The 15,492-nt window shown below is 65.3% G+C and carries 15 protein-coding genes and 1 pseudogene; 8 read left to right on the top strand and 8 right to left on the bottom strand.

Annotated features, from left to right (window positions below; genetic code table 11):
• The first annotated feature begins 35 nt into the window (after nucleotides 1-35).
• Complete coding sequence (gene lrp, locus J0X27_RS06865; protein ID WP_207271641.1) at nucleotides 36-500, top strand: HTH-type transcriptional regulator Lrp; 465 nt, start codon at nucleotides 36-38, stop codon at nucleotides 498-500.
• A gap of 298 nt (nucleotides 501-798) precedes the next feature.
• On the opposite strand, the gene thsB is transcribed toward lrp, so the two are convergent.
• Nucleotides 799-2,469, bottom strand: a complete 1,671-nt coding sequence (thsB, locus tag J0X27_RS06860) for a thermosome subunit beta (protein ID WP_207271640.1) — start codon at nucleotides 2,467-2,469, stop codon at nucleotides 799-801.
• Nucleotides 2,470-2,845: 376 nt separating this feature from the next.
• Here thsB and J0X27_RS06855 point away from each other — a divergent pair, with 376 nt between their 5' ends.
• On the top strand, nucleotides 2,846-3,598 hold the full coding sequence (locus J0X27_RS06855) for a TraB/GumN family protein (protein ID WP_207271639.1): 753 nt from the start codon (nucleotides 2,846-2,848) through the stop codon (nucleotides 3,596-3,598).
• Nucleotides 3,599-3,619: 21 nt separating this feature from the next.
• On the opposite strand, the gene J0X27_RS06850 is transcribed toward J0X27_RS06855, so the two are convergent.
• The 3 genes from J0X27_RS06850 to cysK all read right to left on the bottom strand — a co-directional run bounded on the left by J0X27_RS06850 (nucleotide 3,620) and on the right by cysK (nucleotide 5,501).
• Nucleotides 3,620-3,934 (bottom strand): HalOD1 output domain-containing protein, encoded by a 315-nt coding sequence (locus tag J0X27_RS06850; RefSeq protein ID WP_207271638.1) that lies wholly within the window; start codon nucleotides 3,932-3,934, stop codon nucleotides 3,620-3,622.
• Between the two features lie 214 nt (nucleotides 3,935-4,148).
• On the bottom strand, nucleotides 4,149-4,478 hold the full coding sequence (locus J0X27_RS06845) for a DUF7577 domain-containing protein (protein ID WP_207271637.1): 330 nt from the start codon (nucleotides 4,476-4,478) through the stop codon (nucleotides 4,149-4,151).
• Between the two features lie 81 nt (nucleotides 4,479-4,559).
• On the bottom strand, nucleotides 4,560-5,501 hold the full coding sequence (gene cysK, locus J0X27_RS06840) for a cysteine synthase A (protein WP_277410065.1): 942 nt from the start codon (nucleotides 5,499-5,501) through the stop codon (nucleotides 4,560-4,562).
• Nucleotides 5,502-5,631: 130 nt separating this feature from the next.
• On the opposite strand from cysK, the gene J0X27_RS06835 reads away from it, so the two are divergent.
• The 4 genes from J0X27_RS06835 (at nucleotide 5,632) to J0X27_RS06820 (ending at nucleotide 10,549) form a co-directional block, all read left to right on the top strand.
• Nucleotides 5,632-6,390: an SIMPL domain-containing protein gene (locus tag J0X27_RS06835; RefSeq protein ID WP_207271636.1), complete on the top strand. Its 759-nt coding sequence runs from the start codon at nucleotides 5,632-5,634 to the stop codon at nucleotides 6,388-6,390.
• Nucleotides 6,391-6,477: 87 nt separating this feature from the next.
• Complete coding sequence (locus J0X27_RS06830; RefSeq protein WP_207271635.1) at nucleotides 6,478-7,659, top strand: ABC transporter substrate-binding protein; 1,182 nt, start codon at nucleotides 6,478-6,480, stop codon at nucleotides 7,657-7,659.
• 315 nt (nucleotides 7,660-7,974) lie between these two features.
• Nucleotides 7,975-9,840, top strand: a complete 1,866-nt coding sequence (locus tag J0X27_RS06825; protein WP_207271634.1) for a PAS domain-containing sensor histidine kinase — start codon at nucleotides 7,975-7,977, stop codon at nucleotides 9,838-9,840.
• A 100-nt stretch (nucleotides 9,841-9,940) separates the two neighbouring features.
• The gene (locus J0X27_RS06820) at nucleotides 9,941-10,549 is read left to right on the top strand and encodes a riboflavin synthase (protein ID WP_207271633.1); all 609 of its coding nucleotides are present in this window, start codon (nucleotides 9,941-9,943) and stop codon (nucleotides 10,547-10,549) included.
• A 38-nt stretch (nucleotides 10,550-10,587) separates the two neighbouring features.
• On the opposite strand, the gene J0X27_RS06815 is transcribed toward J0X27_RS06820, so the two are convergent.
• Nucleotides 10,588-11,607, bottom strand: a complete 1,020-nt coding sequence (locus tag J0X27_RS06815; protein WP_207271632.1) for a PrsW family intramembrane metalloprotease — start codon at nucleotides 11,605-11,607, stop codon at nucleotides 10,588-10,590.
• A 111-nt stretch (nucleotides 11,608-11,718) separates the two neighbouring features.
• On the opposite strand from J0X27_RS06815, the gene J0X27_RS06810 reads away from it, so the two are divergent.
• Complete coding sequence (locus tag J0X27_RS06810; protein WP_207271631.1) at nucleotides 11,719-12,096, top strand: DUF7532 family protein; 378 nt, start codon at nucleotides 11,719-11,721, stop codon at nucleotides 12,094-12,096.
• Nucleotides 12,093-13,532, top strand: coding sequence for a ribonuclease FAU-1 family protein (locus J0X27_RS06805; RefSeq protein ID WP_207271630.1), 1,440 nt, complete (start codon nucleotides 12,093-12,095; stop codon nucleotides 13,530-13,532). The genes J0X27_RS06810 and J0X27_RS06805 overlap by 4 nt, the downstream gene beginning before the upstream one ends.
• Before the next feature lie 12 nt (nucleotides 13,533-13,544).
• Here the strand turns inward: J0X27_RS06805 and J0X27_RS06800 are convergent, their stop codons facing one another.
• From J0X27_RS06800 to J0X27_RS06790, 3 genes and pseudogenes are all read right to left on the bottom strand, one after another.
• On the bottom strand, nucleotides 13,545-13,745 hold the full coding sequence (locus J0X27_RS06800; RefSeq protein WP_224214626.1) for a hypothetical protein: 201 nt from the start codon (nucleotides 13,743-13,745) through the stop codon (nucleotides 13,545-13,547).
• 78 nt (nucleotides 13,746-13,823) lie between these two features.
• Nucleotides 13,824-14,282, bottom strand: coding sequence for an NUDIX hydrolase (locus J0X27_RS06795; RefSeq protein WP_207271629.1), 459 nt, complete (start codon nucleotides 14,280-14,282; stop codon nucleotides 13,824-13,826).
• Between the two features lie 110 nt (nucleotides 14,283-14,392).
• A pseudogene (locus tag J0X27_RS06790) lies at nucleotides 14,393-15,381 on the bottom strand (bile acid:sodium symporter family protein).
• Between the last annotated feature and the right edge of the window lie 111 nt (nucleotides 15,382-15,492).

The raw sequence follows: 15,492 nt of genomic DNA, 5'->3' as shown, positions 1-15,492 counted from the left end.
TAAAGTTCTAAAGGGGCGAGTGAGTGAATTGATGTATGACGTACGAAAATCTCGATGCAAAGCTAGTGAATGCACTTCTCGGCGACGGGCGAGCGAGTCTGCGAAGCCTCGCCGAGGACCTCGACGTTTCCGTCACGACCGTCTCGAATCACCTCTCGGATCTCGAGGAACAGGGCGTGATCGACGGCTACACGCCGAAGGTCGATTACGATGCGGTCGGCTACGACGTGACCGCGGTCATTCAACTCCAGGTCGAAGGCAACGCCCTGCCCGACGTCACCGACACGCTGCGCGACCACCGCCAGATGATCAGCGTCTACGAGGTCACCGGCGACTACGACGTGATCGCCATCGGCAAGTTCGAAGACACCGACGGGATGAACGACCAGATCAAACAATTGTTGACCGACCCCGACATCAAGGCCTCGAACACCAGCGTCGTCCTCAACGCCGTCAGTGAGAACGAGCAGTTCGAACTCGAGGTCGACAACGAGGAGTAATCGAACGCCGCTTTCTGACGGGACACCATCTCGAGTAGTGGCGACTCCGTGTTGTCTGTTGAATACGCTATCAGCTACTCGAACAAATATCGGCGAGTGAGTGGTTCGAAGAACCCGAACGACGCCGTTCACCGCGAGCGAACGGGAGCGCGGCGCGAAGCGCCGCGAATCAGTGAGCGAGCGGGCCGACGACTGATGTGGAGACCCGCGTAGCGGGTCGGAACGGAAGGGGGAGTGCTTTTATACTAAATTTTGCCGAGAGCGCGGCTTCGCCGCGCTCGCAGAGCAAAATTTAGTCTCACATCATGCCGCCCATGCCGCCGCCCATGCCGCCCATGCCGCCGGGCGCGCCGCCGGGGCCGCCTTCCTCGTCGTCGCCCTTGTCGGTCGACAGGTCACCGGCGGAGATGATGTCGTCGATTTTGAGCACGAGGTTGGCCGCTTCGGCGGCGGAGGTGACGGCCTGTTCCTTGGCGTGGGCCGGTTCGACGACGCCGGCCTCGAAGGTGTCCTCGACGTCGCCCGAGAAGACGTTCAGACCGGCCGTGATCTGGCCGTCGTCGTGGGCCGCACGCAGGTCGACGAGCGTGTCGATCGAGTCCAGTCCCGCGTTCCCGGCGAGGACGCGCGGGACGAGCTCGAGCGAGTCGGCGAAGGCTTCGACGGCCAGCTGCTCGCGGCCGGAGACGGAGTCGGCGTAGTCGCGCAGGCGACCGGCGAGCTCGACTTCGATCGCACCGCCGCCGGCCAGCACGCGGCCGTCGGAGACGGTCTGTGCGACGACGTCGAGCGCGTCGTTGACGCCGCGCTCGAGTTCGTCGACGACGTGGTCGGTCGAGCCCCGAAGCAGGAGCGTGACGCCGTGGGCGTCCTCGCCCTCGACGTAGAAGAGTTCGTCCTCCTCGTCGCGGGTGACGTCACCGAAGCCGAGGTCCTCGGCGGTCGCGCTCTCGAGGTCGGAGACGATCGACGCGCCGACGACCTCTTGGAGGAACTCGAGGTCGGACTTCTTGGCACGGCGGACTGCGAGGATGCCTTCCTTGGCGAGGTAGTGCTGGGCGAGGTCGTCGATGCCCTTCTGGCAGAAGACGACGTCCGCGCCGAGGTCGGCGATCGTATCGACCTTCTCGCGGAGCTGTTTCTCCTCGCGGTCGAGGAACTTCTGGAGCTGATCGGGGTCGGTGACGGAGACTTCGGTGTCGACGTCGGTCTCCTCGACCTCGATGGCCTCGTTGAGCAGCAGGATGTCGGCGTCCGTCGCCTCGGTGGGCATGTTGTCGTGGGTGGGGTCCTTGTCGATGATGCCCCCTTCGAGGAGGTCGGATTCGCCGGCGCTGCGGCCGGTCTGGGTCTCGATGTTGAGGAACTCGAGGTCGACGACGTTGTCGCCGTTCTCGTCTTCGACGGTGACCTGACGGATGGCTTCGACGATCAGCTGGGCGAGATACTCCTTGTTGACCTCGGTGCCCTTGCCGGTCATCGAGGTTTCCGCCGTTTTGCGCAGCAGTTCTTCGTCGTCGGTGTCGATGTCGGTCGCGATGTCGTCGATCTCCTCGCGGGCCTGCTCGCTCGCGAGGTGGAAGCCCTTGATGATCGCCGTCGGGTGGATGTCCTGCTCGAGGAGGTCCTCGGCGTTCTTGAGGAGTTCGCCGGCGATCGCGACGGCCGTCGTGGTGCCGTCGCCCGCTTCGTCCTCCTGGGTCTCGGCGACCTCGATGATCATCTCGGCCGTCGGGTTGTCGATGTCCATCTCCTTGAGGATGGTGACGCCGTCGTTGGTGATCGTCACCGATCCCATGGAGTCGACGAGCATCTTGTCCATGCCCTTCGGTCCGAGTGTGGAGCGAACTGCTTCAGCGACCGCACGGGCGGCGCTGATGTTGTAATCCTGCGCGTCCTTGTCCTTGACGCGCTGGGAGTCCTCGCTCATTACGATCATCGGCTGGCCCTGCTGCATTCGCTGACTCATAGTCGAGCGGATGATTGATTGTGCTTCTACATAAAGTTTGCTGAATCTCGACAGACCACAGCGGGTGTCTGTCGGTCGGTGAGAAACAAGAAACCGCCACAGTGCGCGGCAATCACGACGGTTTCCGTTCGCTCGATCCGATCGTCAATCGTTCTCAGTCGATCGGCGATACGGTGCTTTTATATTAGTGGATGTAGCGAACGGTCGTCCGACGCGTTCGAGCCGTGTCGCGTCAGCGGCGGTCGGTTTCAGTTCGATAATCGTCGGTTTGTTCGGCTGAAACTGGCTTCGTCGCGGTAGTATATTGTTACTGACTCGGACTCGAGTAAACCCAACAGAAGGGTTATGCCGGTAGTCGCGTATTACCATTCGAGCAATGGACGAGCCACCGTCCGTCACCGAATCGTTCGACGATCCCCGAATCACACCGCAGTTCTGCCGTCGACTCTCCGGCGAGACCGGCGACCTCGTTCTCCTCGGCGTCGTCCACGACCATCCCGCAAGCGTCGCACGCGTCGAACGCGTCCTCGAGCACGTCGAGCCGGAAACGCTCGCACTCGAATTGCCACCCGTCGCGATGCCGCTGTACCGCGTCTATGCACACAACGGCGATGCCGACGACTCGCCATCGCCGCGGTTCGGTGGCGAGATGAGCGCGGCGATCCGTGCCGCACCCGACGCCGACCTGGTCGGCATCGACGCGCCGAACTGGTCGTTCCTTCGGCGGCTCGTGGTGCGGTTGGTCGCCGACCGCGTCCCGCCGGCGACAGTTCGGCGCGTCCTCTCGAGCGTCGGTGGCGCGACCCGCGAGGCCCTCGCGTGCCGAGTCGCCGCGACGCTGACTCACGCGACGTCGATGACCGTCGTTCCCGGGGATCGAGTCGAGTACGACTGTGAGCCCGACGACTCCCCGGCCCAGCAGGCTGCCCACGAACGGTCTCACGTCGCCAGCGTACAGGCGCTTCTCGGGAGCGTCCACACGGACGGGTCGGCGGTCGCCTACCGAGACGAGACGCGCGAGGAGTGCATGATCGAGCGCCTCGAGACCGTTCGGTCGGCTCCCGGCGACGTCGTCGCCGTCGTGGGTGTCGACCACCTCGAGCGACTCGAAACGGAACTCTCGGCGTGAGGATCGGTTTTCCGGAGACTGCTACCGTCGCGTCGGCGGTTCGATGAGGATCTCGCCGTCGCCGCTGACGGTTACGTGGTGTCCGTTGACGACGAACGAAAGCGTCCCGCCGGCTCGTGGTGTGCCGTCGTGACGCGGTCGGAAGAGTTCGTCCAGAGCGCCCGGATCGACGGTATCGTACAGCGAGACGCGGCTGTCGGTCACGTCGACGCCCATGCAGTCGGCCAGCGCGTGGATGACGGTCGTACTGAGTGTTGCCGGCCCGGTCGGATCGTGCGTCGCGCGATACAGGGGCCGAGAGGGAGCCTGCGAGGTGGAGGCGGTGTATCCGTTCATCACTGTTCGTTGTCCCTCACTCTCTCCTTGGAGACCAAAAGCGTAATCGTTTATTACTGGACAGATCGCCCTATTTGTCCGCTATACTGGCACATGTCGGTGAAAGTCACCGTATGAAGAACGAACCGCTGGTGGGGAGACCGTGGTACTCGTAGAGCCGTTCCGGACGTGGAACCCACAGCAGTTCGGCCTCCCGCCGAGCCGCTCGAGTCCGTCACCGACGTAATCCCGAGATACAGTTCCAGCAGTACGTAAACGTCTGATCGGCCTCGTTTCGTGCGCCACAATGGGGACACCGGGTCGTCTCCCCGTCGAACTCGGGCTCGCGGTCGTCGTCGACCCGGTCGACATCGCCGAAATCGTCGCCCCGACGGGGGTACCGATCCGGCCCGGGTGCAGACTGCATCCGCGTCCGATTCGGGTCGGCGAGCGACGGCCTGCGTTCGCTCTCCTCGTCGTCGCGTCGGACGTACAGGTAGTACAGTAACAGATGAAGCAGGGCGAACAACACGACGTAACCGATGAGCCAGCCCCAGAGCTCCATCGCCGTGTGGTACGTTCTCGAGGCACTTGGATATTCCCCGATTTCAGGGAGGATGGGAGTTCAGGCTCGGTGAGTGTTCGGTTACTCGATGTCGTAGAGATCGGTCGAGAGATAGCGTTCGCCGGTGTCCGGGAGGACGACGACGGTCAGTTCGTCTGGGTTGTCGGCCGCGTAGTCGGCGGCCGCAGCCAGCGCCGCACCCGAGGAGATTCCGACCAACAGCCCTTCGCTCCGACCGAGCTTTCGGGCTGCGTCTTTGGCCTCGGACGCCTCGATCGCGCGGACCTCGTCGACGAGTTCGGTCCGGAGGGTGTCGGGGACGAAGCCGGGGCCGATCCCTTGAATGTCGTGGCCTGCGGAGCTCAGTTCCGAGAGGGTCGGCGACTCGGCGGGTTCGACCGCGACCGACGTGAGCTCGGTTTTCCCCCTGTCCGCTTTCAGGTGCTCCGAGACGCCGGTAATCGTCCCACCGGTGCCGACGCCCGCGACGATCGCGTCGACCGCGCCGTCGGTGGCCGCCCAGATTTCCGGCCCCGTCGTCTCCCGGTGAGCCGCGGGATTGGCTTCGTTCTCGAACTGCCGGGCCATGATCGCGTCCTCGTGCTCGGCGACGATCTCCTCGGCGCACTCGTTCGCTCCCGTCATCCCGTCCTCGGCGGGAGTGAGTTCGAGGTCGGCCCCCAGTGCTCGCAGGAGTTGCCGTCGCTCGGTGGACATCGAAGACGGCATCGTCAGCACGCAGTCGTACCCGCGGGCGGCCGAAACCGCCGCCAGGCCGATACCCGTATTGCCACTGGTCGATTCCACGACGGTGCCGCCGGGCTCGAGCGCGCCGGCTCGTTCGGCGGCGTCGATGATCGCCCGCGCGATGCGATCCTTGACCGAGTACGGGTTCCCCGCCTCGATCTTTCCGAAGCAGTTGTCGGCGAACGCGTCCAGTCGTAACAGCGGCGTTTCGCCGATCAGTTCGCCGACAGTCTCGGCGGCGTCAATATCGCCCGCGGATTCGATAGTCCGTCCCATTAGTCTCCGTAACCGAGACAGTACCGGTAGCAGTTGCCCCGAACGTCTTCGGAGCCACCACTACCCGAAGCTCAAACCGTCCTTTGAGCTAGGGGCGATCTTTTTTCCGTTCCCTACTCATCACTCACCTATGGATCGACGACAGTTCCTCGCGGCCTCGAGCATCGGACTCGCAGCGACGATGGCGGGCTGTACCGGCAGCCAGCTCAATACCGACGATCCCGGCGCGGCGGACGATCCCGGATCGGAATCGGATGCGAGCGAGAGCGACGGCGAAATAACGGTCGGTGCCAGCGGTGAGGTCGAAACGGAGCCCGACCGGGCGATCGTTACCGTCGGCGTGGAGGCGACCGGCGAAACCGCCAGCGACGTGACCGACGAACTCGCGACCGGAGCCGAACAGCTCCGGGCGGCGTTCGACGACCTCGATATCCCCGAGGAAAACGTCGAGGAAGGCCGCTACCGGGTCCACCCGGCGTCCGGACGCGATGCCCAGGGGTTCGAGGGAGCCCACTCGTTCGAGGTGACGCTCACCGACATCGAACGTGTCGGCGACGTCATCGACGCGTCGATCGACGCCGGTGCCGACAATGTCGGCCGGGTGAACTTCACGCTCCAGGAGGACACGCGATCGACCCTTCGAGAGGACGCGATCGACGCTGCACTCGAGAACGCCGACGAGGAAGCCGCCCACATCGCCGACAATCGCGGGGTCGACCTCGCGGGGACGACGTCGGTCACGACCGGCGACGTCCAGGTAAACCCCGTTCGCGTCGAGACCTACGCCAGCGCCGGCGCGGCTGACGACGCGGCGGCGTCGACGGAGATCGATGCCGATCCCGTGAGTGTGAGTGCGAGCGTCACGGTCACGTACGCGTTCGCCGAGTAACTGCCGACGACCGAACCGACCGCGAGCAGTTCTTTTGGTCCGCCGCTAACCGAACGCCTTTTCAATTATTAGGTTGGCCTAAAACATATGGAAACGACGCGGCAGTTCGATCGAAGTCGGCGTGCGTTCGTGGCGACGGGGATCGCGGCGGGGAGCGGGGCGCTGGCCGGCTGTCTCGGCGGCGACTCCGGCTCGGAGAGCGGGCGAGACTCGTATACGGTGTCGATGGCACCGATGGGCGAGATACCGTTCGACGCCGTCCCCGAGAACGCCTTCGTCAGCTTCACACAGTACGCCGACATGGCGGTCGCGCTTGGCCACGGCGATGCGGTACGGACGCTGTTCGCCCCGGAGATGTCGGGGACGACGATGAACGGGTTCTACGAGCGCCTCGAGGGCGTCTCCTTCGATTGGGAGGGGCTGAAGAACCCTCTCGAGGGCGGGGTGACGAAAGAGCAACTCTACAGCGCGGAGAGCGACGTCCACTTCCTCGATCCGTCGTACGTGTTGACGACCCAGCCCGAGTGGGACGAATCCGACATCGAGGAGATCGCCGACACGGTCGGCCCGTGGGTCGGCAGCTATCACAGCGGCGTTCACAGCGACCCGGCCGAGACCTACGCCGACAGTTACGAGTACTACACGCTCTGGGAACTGTTCGAGAACGTGGCGGCCGTCTTCCGGGAACGGGACCGGTACGAGGCGCTCGCCGAGGTCTACGACGAAACCCGATCGCAGATCGAGTCGGCCCTCCCGCCCGAACGCGAGCGACCGACGGTTGCGCGGGTCACGCTGGACGCCGACAACGGCGTTTTCTACGCCTACCACCTCAACACGCCCGGCTTCTGGCAGGCGGAGACGCGACCGCTTGGGGCTCGCGACGCACTCGCCGACGTAGCGTGGTCGGGCGACTGGGGCGAGATCAGCTACGAGACCATGCTCGAGGCCGATCCGGACGTCATCCTCCACCTCTGGGGCATCACCTCGCGGTATGCCATCGGGGACATCCGAGCCCGGCTGGCAGCCGATGCGGCCGGGAGCGAGCTGACTGCGGTCCGGAACGACCGGGTCTTCGCCAGTGGGATGCGATACCAGGGACCGCTCATGAACCTGTTCCAGCTCGAGATGACGGCCAAACAGCTCTATCCCGAGCAGTTCGGCGAGTGGCCCGGCTCCGAACCCGGCGAGCCGTATCCGGCGATACCGACCGACGAACGACTGTTCGACCGGCGACGCGTCGCGACGATCGTTACCGACGGTGTCGAGTGAGCGTCGCTATCGACGGTATCGGGTCGAATCAGGCCCGGTGTCGGTTCGACGGCAGTAACGTGTGGAACGGGACGGCGGCGGCGGTAACGCGTGGAACGGAACGATACCGGCAGCGAGAACGACGACGTGACTGCCGGCACTCGTTTCGGAGTCCACACTGTTCCGCCGTTTCGATACGACCGTCGTCAAAACGGACGCCCCGGCGGAAACGAGCCGTATCAGCCCGACTCGAGTCGTCGACGACGGAAGCCATATGCTTGAAATAGGTGGCGTATCTGGTAGTCGTATCGACACCACAAGCGACAGAAGAACCTCATGTCTCGGCACCCACGACAGCGGTACGAAGCGATCTGTGAAGCGTCACCGGATGCGATCGTCCTCGTCGATTTCGACGGTCGAATCACCTACGCGAACGCACGGGTTACCGATCTGTTCGGCTACGAACCGGCGGAACTCGTCGGTGAACCGGTCGAAATCCTCGTGCCCGAAGCCGCTCGAGACCAGCACATAGCCAAGCGGGATGCGTACATCGACGCCCCCGAGATCCGCCCGATGGGTGCGGACCTGGATCTCTCGGGCCGGCGGAAGGACGGATCGGCGGTCCCGATCGACATCACGTTGAGTCCGATCGAGACCGACGGCCAACGTGAGTTCATGGCCGCCATCCGGGATATCAGCGAGCAGGAAGCGCTCCAGACGAAGTATCGGACGATCCTCGAAGCCGTGCCGGACGCAGTCATCGTCGCGGACGCGGCGACGGGCGAGATCATCGAGGTCAACGACCACGTCACGGACCTGGTGGGATACGACCCCGAGGAACTCCTCGGACGGCCACAGACGATCCTCCACCCGACGGGAGCGGAAGACCGCTACCGGGAACTGTTCGACGAGCACATCGCGAGCGAGAACCGGATCCTGGGCCAGCTACCGGACGGCTCCGATCTCTACGTCGAAACGAAGACCGGCCGCCACGTTCCCGTCGAGATCAACGCCCACGTTTTCGAACTCCGAGAGCGACGACTGATCGCCGGCGTCTTCCGCGACGTAACGACCCGCAAGGAGTACGGGCGGCAACTCCGGACGCTTCACGCGGCGACGCGGGAGTTGATGGATGCAACCGACTGCGAGGAGATCGCCCGTCTCGTCGCCGATGCGGCGCGGACGATCCTCGGATACGAGCACAACGTCGTCCGACTCCTCGCCGACGAAACGCGATTACAGCCGGTTGCAGTGACCGAGAAGGCGGAAACTGAGATGGGCGACCGGCCGGACTACCCGATCACCGGCCCCGCACCGGTCAGTCGCGCGTACGACAACGGCGACTCGCTCCGCTACGACGACGTTCGGTCCCTTGATGACGGCTACGATCGCGGCGAGGCACGATCCGCGATGTATCTCCCGCTGGGCGAGTACGGCGTGATCAGTATCGTCGACCCCGCAGTCGGCGCATTCGACGAGTCCGACGAGGAACTCGCGTCCATTCTGTCGCTCAACGCCGAAATCGCACTCAAACGGATCCTCTACCAGCGGGACCTCGAGCGACAGAACGAACGTCTCGACGAGTTCGCGAGCGTCCTCGCCCACGACCTCAGGAACCCGCTCAACGTCGCCCAGGGACTGCTCGATACCGCTCGAGGAGCGGACACCAGCGAGGAACTCGACGAGATCGAGACCGTCCTCGATCGGATGGCCGGGATCGTCGACGACGTGTTGACAATGGTCCGGAGCGGCTACGACGTCGACGACGTCGAGGCGCTCGAGTTCGCATCCATCGTCGACGTGTGCTGGGACGCCGTCGCGACCGGGACTGCATCGGTCCGGGTCGAGTCCAACGGGTTCCTCTACGCCGACTCGAGCCGGATCCGGAACCTGTTCGAGAACCTGTTTCGAAACGCCGTGGACCACGCCGGCGAGGGGGTCACGGTTACCGCCGGCGTCTTCGAGGGAGGGTTTTACGTCGCCGACGACGGGCCCGGCATTCCGCCGGCCGAGCGCGACCGCGTGCTGGAACCGGGGTGGACGACGGACGAAGACGGCACGGGACTCGGGCTGAACATCGTTCGCGAGATCGCAGGGGCCCACGAGTGGGACGTTTCCGTCACCGCGAGTCCGACCGGCGGTGCGCGCTTCGATTTTACCGGCGTTCGAACCACCGTCTCCGACGGCCCGTTCGACGGGTAAGCGCCGCTTCCCCGGTGGTCCGTGCCCGATTCCGTCAGGGCTCCCGGCGAGGTCGGGCCGACCCGGAACGGCTTTTTCGCCTCGCCCGTCAGCTAGACGTATGTTTACCGGGATCGTCGAAGAAACCGGCGAGATCGTCGCCCGAGAGCGCACCGAGGACGGCCTCCGGCTTCGCGTCGGCGCCGACGAGGTCGCGACGGGACTCGAGTACGGCCAGAGCATCAGCGTCAGCGGCGCGTGTCTCACCGTCGAGGAGTACGAGCCCGGCGAGTGGTTCGAGGTCTTTCTGGCGACCGAGACCGTCGAACGGACCTATCTCGGCGGACTCGACGAGGGCGAGACGGTCAATCTCGAACGGGCGATGCCGGCCGACGGCCGGTTCGACGGCCACGTCGTCCAGGGCCACGTCGACGCGGTCGCGACCGTCCGGAACGTCGAATCGGTCGACGAGGACTGGTTCTTCGAATTCGACCTCCCCGAGGGGTACGGCCGCTACGTCGTCGAGAAGGGATCGATCACGCTCGACGGCATCAGTCTGACCGTCGCCGAGTTCGACGCCGCGAACGGTCGGGTGACCGTCGCGATCATTCCGACGACCTACCGACTGACGACCCTCTCGGAGAAGGAGCCAGGCGATCCGATCCACCTCGAGGTCGACGTGCTCGCCAAATACGTCGAACGGCTGCTCGAGGCGCGCTTCGAGGAGTGACGGGGACGACGGTGGCAACCGGGGGCTGGTCCGGACGGTTAGCGCTGTGGCGGTTCGAACTCGGTTAGCTCCGCCCGGCTATCGCGATCCACATCGGAGACGATGGTCTGATACGTTCGACGGTAGCGCGCGAGCTTGCGGTAGAGGTAGTAGCCGATCGTGGCGTCGTAGACGATCACGTAGCCGACGAACGCGAGTCCGGGCGCGATCGGCAGGATCTCCGTGAGCAGGCCGGGAACGATGCCGACCGTCACGTTGTACGTGCCGTGGACGAAGGCGGCGACGAGCAGGCCCTTGAGGACGATCGGGCCGGCGTACTCGCGGTTGAACTTCGCCAGCCCGAGGTAGTAGCCCGCGATCGCCGAGTAGATGACGTGACCGGGGCCGGCCAGCGCTCGAACCGCCGTGATCCCGCTGACGGTCACGAGCAGCCCCGCTTCCGGTTCCGATTCTCCCACGACGCGGCCGATGTAGATCGCGTTCTCGATGGCCGCAAAGCCAAGCCCCGCGACGGCACCGTAGACCGCCCCGTCGATGACCGCGTTGAAGCTATCGCTTCGATAGGCGAACACCTGCACGGCGAGTAGCTTGACCAACTCTTCGATGGGGCCGACGATCAGATAAAAGTAAAGCAAGGTCGCGAGGAAGCCGGCACCGAAGATCAGCTGTGCAACGGAGTTGACGACCGCTGCGAACGTCGCGAACAGGATCGCCAGCAGAAAGGTCACGACGACCAGGGAGAGGGGTTCGCTCGTCGTGATGTCGGCGTACCAGACGTAGGCCGCGAGCAACCCGGCGGGAACGACCGAGAGCGCGAAGAAGAGTCCGACGAACGGCTCCTCGAGGACGAGTGCGGCCGGCGAGATCAACAGCACGAGTGTGATCACGATCGCGATCAGCAGGACGATCCCCCGAAGCCCGTAGCTGACCGCGTTGTAAAGCGTGTACGCGAACAGATCGAGGATCGATCGCGGCTCCCACGTCGAGACGTCCTGGAGGTCCGTCGGCTCGCCGTTTCGGTCCGTGGCTCGTTCGACCGGGTCGCGCCTACGCTGCATGGCGGCGTGTACACCCGCCGGCCCGGTATAGGTTCGGCAACCGGCGACTCGGCGGTCACCGCGACGCACCGACTCGGAATTATCAAAGGCCTCCCGTCCCAACCGGCGTGTATGCACTTCGACCAGCGAACCCAGCGGGCGCTTCGCGATGTCGGCCTCGAGACCGACGACCTCCGGGCGGCCTCGGAGGCGGTCGTCGAGGCCGTCGCCGAGGACGCGGCGCGCCTCGAGGCCTTCTTCGACGAACATGACACCGTCTACTCCGACATGGAGCTGGCGCATTCGAGCGCCGACTATCCGGCACACGACGTCGACTACGCCGACATCCCGACCCACGCCGACGAGATGCGCGGCTGGCTCCGGTTCGAGAGCTGGGGCGTCCCCGTCGAGGACGGTCGGATCCTGGACGACGGCTCCGTCGAGTTGCGCCTCGGGCCGACGATCGACGACCGGGTGCGGTTCGCCGCCGACCGCGATCGCCTCCGATGACGAGGGCTCGCGTCCGCGGGATCTACACGACCGCGGTTACCCAGCTGCTGAGCGAGGCCGGCTACGAGGTCGTCCAGGCCTCCGAACCGATCCGGGAGCGCTTCGAGCAGTCGTTCGAGGCCGCGCCGGCCGACGTCTCGGTCGAGACGACGCGCGACCGGCAGGGCGTCGAGCTCTCGGGCGATCCCGACGCGGTCGAGACCGTCGCGGACGAACTCGCGGCGCTCGCCGTCGACGCGTTCCGCTGGACCGACGAGGCGTCCCGCGGCGCGGTCTTCGACGCCGAGGTACTCGAGGCCGGCGGCGGCAGCGGCGCGGTCGTCGACCTCGGCGACGGCCGGCGCGGCTTTCTGAACTACGACGACGCCGACGGCTACGTCGACGCCGGGAATCGATACCGGGTCCAGGTCCACGAACCCGCACCGCCGTGGGAGGACGACCGGCCGCTCGTAGTGCCCACGCTCGAGGTCGAGGGCGGGCTCTGTACGCTCTCCCGTGACCGAACCGGCGTCTCGGCGGCGCTGCGCGGCGAGCGCGCGGAGGAGTTGGTCGGCATGACCGAGTTGCTCGCCGTCGAGATTCCGGAGGGCTGGGGCCTGCGCTGGCAACACGCCGCGGCCGACGCCAACCTCGAGGCGATGGGAACGGCCCTCGAGGACGCCGCGAACCGGGCACGGGCGCTCGAGGCTGCACTCGCCGATGCGCCCACGGAACCCGGCGAGACGGGACTCCTCGCCACACCGCGTGGGACCGAGTGGCTCTGGTTCGGCCGCGAGTCGCGACTCGCGCTGGATGGGGTCCGGCGTCGGGTGGAGACGACGATGCCGGGCCATCATCGGACGAAAGCGGCCGATCGAGCCGCGAGCGCGGCGGTCGACTTCGCGGAGGCGGTCTGTGGCTCCCTCGGGGACGATCCGAGCGCCGACGGCGGCGAGTTCCCCTTCGCTGCGGTCGCTCGCCAGTTCGGCCCCACGAGGGGCGATCGCCTCGAGATCGGCCACGGCAAACCCGACGGGCGATGCATCTCGCTGGGTCGCGGCGAGGTCACCGCCTGGGAGCCCGAGGGGAAGCTCACGCTCGAGCGCTCGATGCGCGGCGGGGGCAGCTACGACGCGCTCGGCGTTCCCAAGGAGTCGGGCGACGTCGCCGTGACGAAGTTCCGGGAAGGGCGATGGTGGTATCCGACGACGTACAAAGACGCGAGCGGCGCGGCGAAGGGAACGTACGTCAACGTCTGTACGCCGGTCGAACTCTTTCCGGACTGTGCGCGCTACGTGGACCTCTACGTCGACGTGATTCGGGGAGCCGACGGGACGGTCGAGATCGTGGATGCGGACGAACTCGAGGCGGCCGTCGACGACGGACTGGTCACCGAGGCGCTCTCCGAAAAGGCGATGGACGTCGCGGAGGCCGTCCAGCGAGCGCTCTCGAAGTAACGGCGAGTACTGCTATGGACGTTCACCTTCGAGCGCCTCGATTCGTTGCTCGAGTGACCGAACTCGTTCGTCGTCGTTGCGCCTTCTCTCGAGGGACGTGACGATCGCAACGACGACGAGGATCGGAGCGGCGAGGTAGAAGACGGCCAGTAACAGCAGTATCAGCAGCTCCGGACCGCCAGGGACACCGATGGTGATCGCGGATCCTGTCACGCAACGATAGCGTATCTATGTTGATGTGTTCGCCCTTCCCGTCGGACGCGACCGTGATCGAGCACGCCGCTCGGAGACTCAGTCCGAGGCGCTCGCGACTGCATCGACGCCGCTGGTGCTCGGAAGCACCCCGACGTAATCGTCGAGGTCGAGCGCGAACGTCCCTGTGCGCCGGGGCCGGACCCAGCGAAACTCGAACTCGGCACCGTGTTCGTCCCCGCCGTCGGTGACAGTGTGCGTCCACCGGTCGCGTGGTTCGTGGACCGTCGCGTGGAAGAAGTGGCGCACGTAGCGCTTTGGCGGCTCCTCGCGTCGCGTCCAGATATCGGTCGTCAGGTGTCGCGTTCCGTTCAGCGTCCCGAGTCCGCTCTCCTCGAGAACCTCCCTGAAAAGCGCTTCTCTGGGTGATTCGCCGTCCTCGAGCGTTCCCTTGGGGATCTGTAGGCCGTCGTGTCCCGGCCCCTCGAAGACCAGTAGCTCGTCCGTGTCGCGGGTGATGTACGCACACGCCTTCTGGACGTACGTGACATCGGTCATGCTACAGGACAACACTGTTCTTCCCTAAAAGTCTATCATCGGTGGTCTTCTAGGAGATTAAGGGCATTGTCTGTCCGAAAATCGCGACGTGAATCAGACGATCGGTGGACTCAGTCGGAGGCGATAGCCGGTTCCGCCTCTCCGACGGGTTCCTCGCCGTCGAGCTGGGTGAACAGCGTCGCGAGTGCCGGCCCGGAGATGTTGTGCCAGACGCTAAAGAGCGCCGGGATCAACGCGGCGCTCGGGCTGAAGTGAGCCGTCGCGAGGGCGACGGCCAGTCCGCTGTTTTGCAGGCCGACTTCGAACGCACACGCCCGTGCCCGATCTTCGGCCATGTTCGCCGCGTGCCCGACAGCGTACCCGGCTCCCAGCCCGAGTCCGTTGTGCAGCACGACCGCGAGGAAGACGACGGCGCTTGCGGTGAGGATCCTCTCGACGTTGAGTCCCACGACCGCCGCGACGATGGCGACGATCGCGACCACGCTGATCGCGGGGAAGATCGAGAGCCCCGCCTGTGCGACCGCCGGAGCGTACTCGTCGAGTACGTAGCGCAACACCAGGCCGCCGATGACCGGGAGCAAGACTACCTGGACGATCGAGGTCGCCATCTCGGCGAACGTGACCGTGATCGACTCGCCCGCGAGCAGGACGATCCACGCCGGCATCACTACCGGCGCGGCGATCGTCGTCAGCGACGTGATCGACACCGACAGCGCGACGTCGCCGCGACCGAGGTAGGTCATCACGTTCGACGCGGTGCCACCCGGCGCTGCGCCGACGAGAATCAGCCCGATGCCGATCTCTTCGGGCAGTCCGAGCACGACGACGAGGACGTAGGCGATCGTCGGCATCAGAATCCACTGCCCCATCGCCCCGATGAAGACGTCCCGCGGCCGCTCGAGGATCCGGCGGAAATCAGCCGGGGTCAGCGTCAGCCCATCCCGAGCATGATGATCCCCAGCAGCGGCGTAATATACTGTGCGATCGGCGTGAACGTCTCGGGTGAATAGAGCGCCAGCGGTGAGACGATCAGTACCCAGACGACGAAGTATTTACTCGTCAGCGAGCCTATTTTCTCCAGGTACCGTTGCCAGTTCATCGACTGCTCACCGCCTTGCGAATCATACTCGTGCGTCTATAGGTCTGCTATTTCAACACTACGACTTCCCCGGCCCGCAGTCCGTTTTCGCTCGATCGACCGGAGACGTCG

The organism is Natrinema longum (genome assembly GCF_017352095.1).
Lineage (GTDB): Archaea > Halobacteriota > Halobacteria > Halobacteriales > Natrialbaceae > Natrinema > Natrinema longum.
Note: the sequence above shows the minus strand (reverse complement) of the source record. Positions and strands in the feature narration are given on the sequence as shown.

Coding starts and splice junctions, on each gene's coding strand:
- lrp (WP_207271641.1), top strand. CDS start 36: ATGACGTACGAAAATCTCGATGCAAAGCTAGTGAATGCACTTCTCGGC.
- thsB (WP_207271640.1), bottom strand. CDS start 2,469: ATGAGTCAGCGAATGCAGCAGGGCCAGCCGATGATCGTAATGAGCGAG.
- J0X27_RS06855 (WP_207271639.1), top strand. CDS start 2,846: ATGGACGAGCCACCGTCCGTCACCGAATCGTTCGACGATCCCCGAATC.
- J0X27_RS06850 (WP_207271638.1), bottom strand. CDS start 3,934: ATGAACGGATACACCGCCTCCACCTCGCAGGCTCCCTCTCGGCCCCTG.
- J0X27_RS06845 (WP_207271637.1), bottom strand. CDS start 4,478: ATGGAGCTCTGGGGCTGGCTCATCGGTTACGTCGTGTTGTTCGCCCTG.
- cysK (WP_277410065.1), bottom strand. CDS start 5,501: ATGGGACGGACTATCGAATCCGCGGGCGATATTGACGCCGCCGAGACT.
- J0X27_RS06835 (WP_207271636.1), top strand. CDS start 5,632: ATGGATCGACGACAGTTCCTCGCGGCCTCGAGCATCGGACTCGCAGCG.
- J0X27_RS06830 (WP_207271635.1), top strand. CDS start 6,478: ATGGAAACGACGCGGCAGTTCGATCGAAGTCGGCGTGCGTTCGTGGCG.
- J0X27_RS06825 (WP_207271634.1), top strand. CDS start 7,975: ATGTCTCGGCACCCACGACAGCGGTACGAAGCGATCTGTGAAGCGTCA.
- J0X27_RS06820 (WP_207271633.1), top strand. CDS start 9,941: ATGTTTACCGGGATCGTCGAAGAAACCGGCGAGATCGTCGCCCGAGAG.
- J0X27_RS06815 (WP_207271632.1), bottom strand. CDS start 11,607: ATGCAGCGTAGGCGCGACCCGGTCGAACGAGCCACGGACCGAAACGGC.
- J0X27_RS06810 (WP_207271631.1), top strand. CDS start 11,719: ATGCACTTCGACCAGCGAACCCAGCGGGCGCTTCGCGATGTCGGCCTC.
- J0X27_RS06805 (WP_207271630.1), top strand. CDS start 12,093: ATGACGAGGGCTCGCGTCCGCGGGATCTACACGACCGCGGTTACCCAG.
- J0X27_RS06795 (WP_207271629.1), bottom strand. CDS start 14,282: ATGACCGATGTCACGTACGTCCAGAAGGCGTGTGCGTACATCACCCGC.